This window comes from Leyella stercorea DSM 18206 (assembly GCF_000235885.1).
GTDB lineage: Bacteria > Bacteroidota > Bacteroidia > Bacteroidales > Bacteroidaceae > Prevotella > Prevotella stercorea.
The window spans coordinates 6,858-17,430 of the sequence record NZ_JH379446.1; the positions used below are offsets into that span (position 1 = coordinate 6,858).

Genomic DNA, 10,573 nt, shown 5'->3' on the forward strand with positions numbered 1-10,573 from the left:
TACGGTCGCTAAGGAGTTAAGCCATTAGTTTTTTTGCTTGATATAGCATTATAAGCATTTGGCTTCGCTCGGCTTTGCCGCTTGCTTGCAAGAACTTCTTAACTCCTTAACTACTGAATTCTCTGAACTTGCGAAAGTTCAGCAAAATAATTATGTCACTTCTTGACTTCCGCCTCCTCAATCAGCTCGGGCATGATAAACACGGCGTGCACCTTCTGCTTCTCCTTCGGCGGCACCTCCATATAGTTGCGGTAGAGGTCGCGCAGATAAGCGTCGGGGTCAGCAGGCGCAGCGAAACGCTTGCCTTCAAACTCGATAGTGGAGAGCGGGAAGAGGCAGTCGCGGCGGTGCATGATGCCGTAGCCGTTGTTGATGAGCACGTTGGAGATGTAGGTGTCGCGCTTGCGAAGAGCGAAAGCCGCTGCCCACATCGCCTTGCATAAGATATACTTCGCACCGAAATAGAACAACTCGAACGTGGCACGCCACGAGTACTGATGCGAGTGGTGCAGTATGGAGTAGCACTTCGACATCGCTTTGCCGTAACGCTTGCAGAAGCTGCGCGAGACATTAGGGTAAGGGATAAACGGGAAGATGTCGACGAAGAGTCCCTTCGAGTAGTCGAGCGAGAAGTCCTCCGTGCCTTCGACATAGAACGAATTGAGGTCGCGTACCTTCATAATAGGTTCGCGAGTGTGCTCCGTTTCGCGCGTTTGCAGCACCAGTCCGCTGCGCAGCTCCTTGGGAGCCACCTCGGCGAAGCGGCGCGAGTCGTCGAGTGTCATCGCTATATCTATGTCGTCATCCCACGGGATGAAGCCACCATGGCGCACGGCACCAAGCAGAGAGCCTCCGTCGAGCCAGTACTTGATGTCGTGTTTGCGACAGATGCGGTCTATCTCCTCAAGAATGGAGAGTTGCTTGAGCTGCGCACGACGGAGGTTGCGCTGTTTGAATTCGTTTATATAATTCATTTTTTTAGTTGACAAGTTGACGAGTTGACGAGTAAACGAGTGAACAAACTGATTAGTTGGTTACCGGTCGACGCACGTCAATCACCTGACCTGTGCAGTCGGTGAGCAGGGTGCGCAGCGTAGCCTCAGCCACACGCTCCGGCATGAGCAGCGTCTCGTCGGGCTCCACGCCGAAGTTCTGCTGGCGCATCGGTGTCTTGGTGCGCTCTGGGTTGATGCAGTTGATGCTGATGCCGTCGGCATCCCACTCCTGCGCCACAGCCTGCACAAAGTTGACGATGGCAGCCTTTGTCGACGAGTAGATGCTATAGAAGGCGCGACCGCGGGTGTACGAGCTGGATGTGAAGAAGATGAGCTTACCGCGTGTGCGCTGCAGATAAGGACGTGAGCGCAGAGCCACATTCACCGTACCCATATAGTTGGTCTGCACCGCCTTCAGGATGGTGTCGTACTCCATCGAAGCGAGCGGTTCGCGGTTGAGCACGCCGGCGGTGTTGATGACGTAGTCGATGTGTCCTTCCTTCTGCTCCACAGCAGACAGAGCAAGAGCCACCTGGTTGTCGTCGCCCACATCGGTGTGCGTTGCGCTGCGTGAGAACGAGTGTACATGAGCACCACTCTGCTCGAGCATCTCGACGATGTTCTTGCCGATGCCATAGCTTCCGCCGAACACCACTGCCACCTTTCCGCGGAACGACTCCGCATCGATCTGCACGTCGTTGGGCTCGGTGCTCTTCAGTTGGAACAGCTTGTCCATCATGTAGGTGTCTTCGCGATAGGTGAGCTTCATGTTGCTCTCCTCGCCACGCACCACGAAGATAGGCTCTTCGGGCAGGTATGTGCGCACCACGCCGCAGTCGTCGGTAGTGCGGAAGTTGGGGTCCTTGAGTGCCTTGTCGTAAGCATCGGATATCAGCTGGCGGTCGAACGCCTGCGGAGTCTGTCCGCGGCGCAGACGGGAGCGGTCGGGGATGTTCGTGATGAAGTCACCGTCGACCTCAATGATTGTGTCGGCAGACGGTACGGCAACGTTCACGGCACGATGCGTGTCAAGTGCCTTCACCACGTCGTCGATGATGCGCAGGCTGACGAGCGGGCGTACCGCGTCGTGGAAGATGAGGTTAGCATCCTCGTTCTGGTAGGCGGTGATGGCAGAGAGCGACGAGTAGTAGCGCTCGGCTCCGCCCTTCAGTATCTTCTTCACCTTGCGCCACTTGTTGCGCAGCACGATGTTCTCGAAGTCGGCAACGAGCGCCGGGTTCGACACGATGGCTATCTCGTCGATGTGCTGGTTGCGCTCGAACACGTCGATGGTGTGCTCCACGACCATCTTGCCTGCCACCTTAAAGAACTGTTTCGGTGTGGACATGCCCAAGCGCGAGCCTACTCCACCGGCAAGGATAATGGCGATGTTTCTCTTCATATTGCAGGGTTTGGGGGTGTTACAGTTTCTTGAACTCGGTGTATATCTTATCGGCTATCTCGCGGAACTCCTCTTCCGAGAGCTTCAGCTTCGGATTAGAGAAGAGCATGTCCTTCTCCGACTGCATCGGGATGAGATGGATATGTGCGTGCGGCACTTCGAGTCCGAGCACTGCCTCGCCCACCTTGATGCACGGGAAGGCACGCTTGATGGCTACAGCCACCTTCTTTGCGAACACCTGATACTCGGCAATCTCCTCATCCTCCATGTCGAAGATGTAGTCTACTTCGCGGCGCGGAATGACGAGTGTGTGACCCTTCACCAACGGGTTGATATCGAGGAAAGCGTAGAACTGTTCGCTCTCAGCACACTTATAGCTGGGAATCTCGCCTGCGGCGATTTTTGAGAATATATCCATAACAATAGGTTTTAAATGTTTATTTCTACAAAATTAGTAAAAATAACGGATAAGCGCACGCATTCACACATATTTTTATATACGCAAAAGCCAGAAACCTCAGACTCCGAGTCTGCGACTTCTGGCTTTTAACGTATTATGGTGTGCCCAATCGGCTGCTTCTTACGCTCTCTGCGATGTGCGGACAAGCCACACTCAGGTGTTATGCGAATGTGATGTTCTCGATGCGCAGACGGATAGTGCCACGCGGAATCTTAATCTCCACTTCGTCGCCCACCTTCTTGTTGAGCAGACCCTGTGCAATAGGTGTAGTGACAGAGATCTTACCCTCGCGCAGGTTAGCCTCGCTCTCGCTCACGATGGTGTAGGCCATCTTAGCGTTGTTGGCGAGGTTGACCATCTCCACCTTCGAGAGAATCTGAACACAGTCGGTGCTCAGACGCGATGTATCAATAATCTTTGCTTCAGAGATAGCAACCTTCAAACGATTGATCTTCTCCTCAAGATGAGCCTGCGCCTCCTTAGCGGCGTCGTACTCAGCATTCTCGCTCAAATCGCCCTTGTCGCGAGCCTCTGCAATGGCTGCAGAAGCCTTCGGACGCTCCACTGTTTCGAGCTGCTTTAACTCGGCAACGAGCTTGTCGTAGCCTTCTTGTGACATGTAAGCCATGATTTCTTTTGTTTGTTAATTAATATTTTACATTACAATAACAAAAAAACAAGAACCCCGACACTGTTCCTGCTGCCGGAATTCTCATTCATCTGTCTTTTTATACTATTTTCGCTAATTACACCATTCTTGCCACTACCTGATTTAACAAAAATGGTTTGATAGTTTTGCAAAGTTAGGCATTTAAATCCATATAAACAAGCGTTTTAGTGGATTTTATTTTACAGAACACAACACCACGCCACCTACTTCACACGTCTTAATATATGTCAAAATAGTTGTTGGTCTGCGGAGTTTTGCTTAAATTTGTCGGAAAAAGAAAACTACTTTTATGACTATTATTCCCGCAACACCAGCGCACGCAGCCGACATCGCACAGCTCATTATGACGGCAATGACGGAAGAGTGCTGCCAGTATCTGGCTGGCAAGGAGCACACGCTCGACGATTTCTATCACATGATGCTCGACCTCGTACTCATGGACGACTCGCAGTACAGCTGGCGCAACGCCTTCGTAGCTGTCGACGAGGAAGCCACAGAGGGCAACGTGGAGTATGCACCGGTAGCCGGTGCCATCGTAGGCTACAACGGAGCCGACCTCCACCGCCTGCGCCGCCGCTTCCAGGAGGAGGCACTCAGACAGCTCCAGATGGACTACTCGCAGATGGACGACGAGACGGAAGCTGGCGAGTTCTATCTCGACTCATTAGCCATCTACCCCGAATACCGTCGTCGTGGCATAGCTCGCCAACTGCTGCAGCGTGCCTCGGAACATGCTGCAAGCCTCAACCTGCCCGCAGCGCTCCTCGTAGACAAAGGCAACCCCAACGCCGAACGCCTCTACCGCTCAGTAGGCTTCGAGTACTGCAACGATGCCATGTGGGGCGGACACGAAATGCGCCACCTACGCTGCCCAATTAACAAGTAGGGCAATAATAAAAACAAAAATCCACCGCAACGAACGCTGCGGTGGACCAAACTTTATTTATTAACTTTTTTATTTTCTCGACTATTTAACAAGACTCCCGTCTCATTTTGAGTGGCGAGAAAGACTATTTATTGTTGTCTTCTCCCCACATTCCTATTGCAGCAGTCGCTGCAAATAGGCTCATCATTACCGTCATCAACATAACCTTTCTACTTATTAACCTTTAAAACTACCAAACTATATACCTTTTATTGACAATCTTTACCTAAAAACTTCTTTACCTCTCAAAACTTAATACCTTTACCAAAGTTACCCTTTACTTTTCACCTTTTATAATACCTTATCAGAAGTCATCCTCTCTTGTTCAATCTTTTACCTTTACCTAATACCCTTTCGGTGTTGTTATCCTTCTATCTTTTACCTTTTTCTAATACCTTCCTATTGAAGTTATCCTAATCTTTTACCTTCTGATGTCGTCCTGAATCTTCTTTACCTTTAAGACTTTCCTATTGAATTATCCTTTCAATACCTTTTACCTAATGTTGTTAATCAAGCGGTTGCCTCACGGTTCCCTTGTTTTGACGATGCAAAGTTACAATTGTTTGCGTACACAAACAAGTGTTTACACTCTTTTTTCGCATAAAAACGCCTATTTTTGACCTACATCAACCCTTAATGTGTTCGCACACACCTACAATCGTTTGCAAACCGCCAAACCCTTCCCCACCCCGTCCGCCGCTTCTCTATACATTATTAACTGAACTTTCGCAAGTTCAGAGAATTCAGTAGTTAAAGGAGTTAAGAAGTTAAGCCAAATGCTTTTAATGCTGTAAATCAAGCAAAACAACTAATGGCTTAACTCCTTAGCGACCGAAGGGTGCGAGAACTCCTTAACTTCTTAACTACTTTCGCTTGCGAAACTTGAATTATTAATAACAAAGAAAGCGCCTTGCAGATGTTTTTGCATTGCAAGGCGCTCAACGGCAATCAAAAATTATAATGTATTAGCTATATAGAATTTAGAATTCATAATCTCCACCATCCTCTTCTTCCTGGACACTGAATCCATCCTTCTCGTCACCGTCGGGACTCCAGCCACGGTCATTTTCAAGGCTTCCAGCCATTATCTGTAAAGTCTCCATTTCGATAACGCTAATCTCCGGAGCTACGTATTTCTTCTTTTTCATAATGCAGTTATAATATTATTTCTTTACCACTACCTTGTTGTTAACAACATACACACCCTTCGGCAACTTATCGACATTGTTGGTGTTCATGCACACACCGCCAAGGTTGTAGATGCCGGTGTTTGTATTCTGCTTGTTCTCCTCAATCACGTGGATGCCAGTTGTTCCGTCTATGCCGTTACCGTTAATTGAGAACATCAACATTTTGCCCGTGTGCATATCCTCCTTAAGCCAGCAACGATAAGCTTTAACATCGTGCGACTTAATGGTATGAATCAAGTCGCCCTTGCTGAACATATAAGAATCAGCTGATACCGTAGTCGGATTGCTGTACGAACCGGTGTAGGTCATGCCTCCGCCATTTACTGTGTGTGTCAGATTAGATGTCTGGTCATCGTAGTTGATGCCATTGGCTACATATACATGACCGTCGAGAATCTTCGTAACACCATCGATAGTGTATGAATAGTTGCCGAGCGGCTCCTTTGTAGGATATATTATATAAGGTGTATTCTTATGCAGCACTACGCCATCAGCGGCTACGTTTACTGTAGAGAACTTTATCCAGTTGTTATCCAAACGGTCGAACTCTGCCATCTGTACACCCTCACCGAAGGCTTCCTTAACCTGAGCAGCTGTCATATCAACGGGAAGAATGATAGAGTTCCATCCCTTCTTGTTGTTGTCAGCACTCTTGGTGAATGTACGGTGCAACAGCATCTTGGCTCCAGTGTATGACTTAGTAACTGCAAGAGTCTTGTCCTCATCAAGAACCAGAAGGTCGTCTCCGTTGATGGTTCCGTCGTCGTTCATGTCGGTACGCAGAGCGAAGCCCTTAATCTGAAGATTCTCAAGAGCAGAGAGCGCCTTGACAGGTGTGATACGAACCTGATCGAACGACTTGGTAGGATTAAGCACGGCATAGCTGTCGCCCTTACTGCCAATAACATCAGCACCAAGAACCTTCCAGCTTGTCAGTTCTTCCTGCTTCTCATCATCAAGATAGGTGGTCAACTTAAGACCTTCGCCCAGACTTGCACCCAATCCTAAAGCCAGATTCTGGGTTACCATAACAAGCTGCTGTCCCTTATCAACTACTTTACCCATATTGACTGAGATTGTAGAACCTCCCAAGTCTACGCCCAACGGGAGAGTCAAGTATGTATCCATCGAGTCGTCAATCAAATTGCTCAACTCGTTGTAGCCGTTGCCAATGTTGGCAACTTGGACCATCTGAGTGTTTGCAAAGTCGATTGATGCATTGGTATTATCTGTAGATACCACTTGAGCGCCGTAAACGGGATTGATTGTAGCATTGTCGGCATCTGCATCGGCTACATACGCATAGTAGATATTGAGCTGTGAGAGGTCGGCAGAAAGAACGTCTGTGTTATAAAGTACAATCTCATCAAACACAGAGCCCGCGGGCACTTCAACGTTCAGACACATTTTACGTGTTTCCTCTTTACCGATAAGTCCGGCTGAGATGGCATCCCAATGGGTTGTTACATCTCCAGTCACTTCCTTGCCTTTATTGTAGAGCTTGATGTTGTAGAGCTTAAGCACATCAGCATCGAGTCCGGTAGCCTTGGCAGATACCACAAAACCAACCTTCATCTTGCCATTGAAAGCTCTTGCATTGCCATTCAAACCATCAGCAAAGTTAGAGCCATCAGCAGTCTTGATGCCAACGAGACCCTTGTTGGCAGCCACTTCAACGCCTGGCTCACGATAGGCGAAATCGTTGAGAGAAGTAGTAAGTATGGCTGAGCAGTTCATCATTCTATCGAATATCTGTATCAAACCACCGCCAAACTTATCGCTCAACATATATTTAGGCTCCTCACCCTCCTTATTGACAAGGATATTCACTCCGTGTTCCTCCGCAACATATTTGGGGGCATAGTTGAGGGTAGTCTCTTCATAACATTTTTCGCTTCTGCCTTCATCTTTAAGAACTGTTGCCTTAAACACATATTTGCCTGGAATATCAAGATTAGAAACCAGACCAGTTTCTGTGTTCAATTCAACATTTGAACCTGTTGGACGATCTACAATCGACCATTTTACCTGTACGGTATCATTGTGCTGCAACTGAAACTGATTGACACTTCCAGACACATCGCGACTTGATGTGGCATTGATTGGACAATGATGAGAAGCAGCATCGGGAGCCATGCGGACAAAGGCGTAGTAAACCTTGTTTGTGCCAGTCAAGCCCGCATTAAGCCCTTCGACAGACATTTTCACGGCTGAGAAATCCCAAGGCGCTTTCATTACCAACTCGGCTTCTGTTGACTTTTTGATAAGACCCAGACCCAATACGGTGGTTGATATAACTTTGTGCCCTATCTCCGTGCCTTCCTTGTTGAAGAAAGTCAAGCGGATGCCATCGCCCAACTTCAGATTCAAAAGGGCTGAGCTTGCGTATTTGAATCCCACCTCCGTATTTGCAGGAAAGGCTTCCTGATTGTCGGAAGGTTTGGCAATGACCTTAATGGGTCGTGATCCTAACTGAACCAAAACAAGATTGAGGGCATTTATATCAAAGCTATTTGTCAGGTCTTCATCAATGACATTTTCTTTTTTGCTCACCAAGTGGCTAACTCCGTCGCAGTCCAGTGTGATGTTCTTTCGGCCTTGTTCCTGGGCGTATTTGGCGATGCCATTCTCCTTGTTGTTGGTAATAGTATACTCACGAGCCTTGCCTACAAATGCATACTTGATATTTATAGCAGTACCCAATTGGACATCAACTCCACACTGAACGAGCTTGATTTCATCGAAATTACCGGGAGCTGTAGCCATATACAATTTGTTTACCTGATCGGAGCCGAGAATTGTCAGCAACGACAAACCAAGTCCGGTGACAGTATTACCGGTAGAGATCTTCTGGAGTTCGCCTACCGCTTTGCCGTCCTTAAGAAACTGTATTTTGTAGAACTTTGCTAAATCGAGAGTAAGGATGCTTGCCTCTGATTTTGCACAAATGACAAAACCTGCCTCTGTACCACCAGCATAACAATGCTGATTGTCCTTAACGCTGATAATAGGATTTCCTACAACTGTAACATTTGCAAGCGCTGGAATCGTAGCATAATCATCCAAATCATCATTGCAAAGGTTCTGAAGATTAGCTGTTCCTGAAACCACCTTAACACCATCACCAATGCTATTGATTGTACATCCCGGTCCTACGAGAGCACGACGGTTGTTAAAATAATTCTCCTTAGACGGATCTGAATCTTGCCAAACCTTCTTCTCTATTTTGCCTCCGCCATCTATGGTTGCGGCAACCATTGGTAGAGCAAAGAGCAAGAGAGTTGCGACAAAACAAATTTTCCTAAAAAATCTCATTGACATCATTAAAAAAGTTTTTTTTGATTTTATCGTATTATACGTATTATTATTTCAATCAAAACGTTTCTTCTAAATTCGGAATTTGTACCTCCCAAAATTTTCGGTGCAAAGGTATATACATTCTGGAGGTTAAAGTGCATTGAGTAAGCTTCCAGTAAGTATGAGTAATATGAGAAATTCACAACTACCAGATAAACAACAACTTACACAACGTAAAATGGGGGGGGTAAGTAAGAATCGGAAAAAAACGATTAAAAAAAAGTAGAAAATACATATAATATATCTAATAAAAAATCTATAAATTTGTAGATAAAAAAGGAAGATCTAAATATTCAAAGACCTATGAGGACATTGATATTGACCATAACTATCTGTCTGTCGATCATTAATGCTCGCGCAGACAATAACAAACTTTACGAAAGATTAGACTCAGTAATAGCCCATAGTGCGGATTATGATGTCATAAAAGAAAAAAGGCTAAAAGACATTAAGCTTGGAGCTAAATTCGTGACCGCTACAACAGACAAGCTACGCATATATGAACAGTTGGCAAACGAGTATAGTCCATACGTTTACGACTCGGCAATGGTGTATGTCAAAAGGGGAATAAGCCTTGCCAAACAGACTGGCAATTCTGATTATTGCAACCGATTCCTGATTACAAAGGCAAATCTGCTGATTGAACGAGGATTCTATATTGAGGCGAAGGAAAGTCTGGACAAAATCGAGATATCACAATCCGATCCAAAGCAAAATTTCCTTTTCTACTGCGCCCAGAGTTCACTTTATTACAATCTGAATGCCTGTTGTCAGAAAATGGAGTTCAGCCAACATTATAACGAACTGTTCAAGGAATATATTGGCAAGGCACTATACTACTGTCCGAAGAATAGTGCAATGTATTATTATATGAAAGGTATAAATCTCTTTTTCTCAGGCAGGAGTATCAATGAGATTAGTGGTTCATTAAATAAGGCAATGCAAATGTTCGGACCCGAAAACCGCATGTACGGCAGGGCGGCATACGCTCTGTCAAAGGCTTACGGCAACAATAAACTGTGGGAGCAGCAGAGGCGTTATCTGTTGCTTGCTGCCATTAGCGATGTAATGTCGGCTAACAATGAGAGTCTGGCATTGCAGGATGTTGCTCTGTTGTTTTATAAAAACAAAAATGATCTTGACAAAGCCCGGAAATATATCAATCAAACATTGAAAGACGCACATGCATACAATAGTCGTCTGCAACGGGTAGAGCTGTATACCAACCTGCATGTAATATTGTCAGCTTACAATGAAAAGCTCCAAAAGGAAGCCATCTGGAAAAACGTGACGATAATATGTATACTTGTGCTGTTGGTTGTCATTGCAGCAGCAGTGGTGTACGTCAACCGGAAAAAAGATTTGTTGAAACTGTCGGAGAAGGAACTGAAAGCCTTGACTGAAGAGTTGAGCGCTACCAACAAACAACAGCTAAAGGACAACAAAGCTCTTCAAGACTCAAACGATGAACTGATAAGCTCTAACAAAGCGTTTCGGGACTCAAATGACGAACTGACGAGCTCAAACAAAACTCTTCGGGACTCTAATGATGAACTTAAGGGCTCAAACAAAGC

8 protein-coding genes are annotated in these 10,573 nt (G+C 46.4%); 2 read left to right on the forward strand and 6 right to left on the reverse strand.

From position 1 onward, the window contains the following. Positions 1-155: 155 nt before the first annotated feature. The 4 genes from HMPREF0673_RS08990 to greA form a co-directional block, all read right to left on the reverse strand. Positions 156-974, reverse strand: a complete 819-nt coding sequence (locus tag HMPREF0673_RS08990; protein WP_007901196.1) for a LicD family protein — start codon at positions 972-974, stop codon at positions 156-158. A gap of 52 nt (positions 975-1,026) precedes the next feature. Next, entirely contained in the window at positions 1,027-2,397 is a 1,371-nt protein-coding gene (locus HMPREF0673_RS08995; RefSeq protein ID WP_007901200.1) for a bifunctional cytidylyltransferase/SDR family oxidoreductase, read from the reverse strand. Positions 2,398-2,416: 19 nt separating this feature from the next. Then, the gene (locus HMPREF0673_RS09000; RefSeq protein ID WP_007901201.1) at positions 2,417-2,815 is read right to left on the reverse strand and encodes an HIT family protein; all 399 of its coding nucleotides are present in this window, start codon (positions 2,813-2,815) and stop codon (positions 2,417-2,419) included. A gap of 202 nt (positions 2,816-3,017) precedes the next feature. After that, positions 3,018-3,485, reverse strand: coding sequence for a transcription elongation factor GreA (gene greA, locus HMPREF0673_RS09005; RefSeq protein ID WP_007901204.1), 468 nt, complete (start codon positions 3,483-3,485; stop codon positions 3,018-3,020). Positions 3,486-3,816: 331 nt separating this feature from the next. Between greA and HMPREF0673_RS09010 the strand changes: the two genes are divergently transcribed. Further along, complete coding sequence (locus tag HMPREF0673_RS09010; protein ID WP_007901205.1) at positions 3,817-4,413, forward strand: GNAT family N-acetyltransferase; 597 nt, start codon at positions 3,817-3,819, stop codon at positions 4,411-4,413. Between the two features lie 1,019 nt (positions 4,414-5,432). Here the strand turns inward: HMPREF0673_RS09010 and HMPREF0673_RS14285 are convergent. Further along, positions 5,433-5,600, reverse strand: a complete 168-nt coding sequence (locus tag HMPREF0673_RS14285) for a hypothetical protein (RefSeq protein ID WP_007901209.1) — start codon at positions 5,598-5,600, stop codon at positions 5,433-5,435. Between the two features lie 15 nt (positions 5,601-5,615). Next, complete coding sequence (locus HMPREF0673_RS09015) at positions 5,616-8,900, reverse strand: hypothetical protein (RefSeq protein ID WP_040596710.1); 3,285 nt, start codon at positions 8,898-8,900, stop codon at positions 5,616-5,618. 402 nt (positions 8,901-9,302) lie between these two features. Here HMPREF0673_RS09015 and HMPREF0673_RS14750 point away from each other — a divergent pair. Then, on the forward strand, positions 9,303-10,573 hold a 1,271-nt coding region (locus HMPREF0673_RS14750), incomplete at its 3' end, for a DUF6377 domain-containing protein (RefSeq protein WP_007901213.1).

Excerpts from the sequence above, each read along its gene's own strand:
- HMPREF0673_RS08990 (WP_007901196.1), bottom strand. The coding sequence starts at position 974 with ATGAATTATATAAACGAATTCAAACAGCGCAACCTCCGTCGTGCGCAG.
- HMPREF0673_RS08995 (WP_007901200.1), bottom strand. The coding sequence starts at position 2,397 with ATGAAGAGAAACATCGCCATTATCCTTGCCGGTGGAGTAGGCTCGCGC.
- HMPREF0673_RS09000 (WP_007901201.1), bottom strand. The coding sequence starts at position 2,815 with ATGGATATATTCTCAAAAATCGCCGCAGGCGAGATTCCCAGCTATAAG.
- greA (WP_007901204.1), bottom strand. The coding sequence starts at position 3,485 with ATGGCTTACATGTCACAAGAAGGCTACGACAAGCTCGTTGCCGAGTTA.
- HMPREF0673_RS09010 (WP_007901205.1), top strand. The coding sequence starts at position 3,817 with ATGACTATTATTCCCGCAACACCAGCGCACGCAGCCGACATCGCACAG.
- HMPREF0673_RS14285 (WP_007901209.1), bottom strand. The coding sequence starts at position 5,600 with ATGAAAAAGAAGAAATACGTAGCTCCGGAGATTAGCGTTATCGAAATG.
- HMPREF0673_RS09015 (WP_040596710.1), bottom strand. The coding sequence starts at position 8,900 with ATGGTTGCCGCAACCATAGATGGCGGAGGCAAAATAGAGAAGAAGGTT.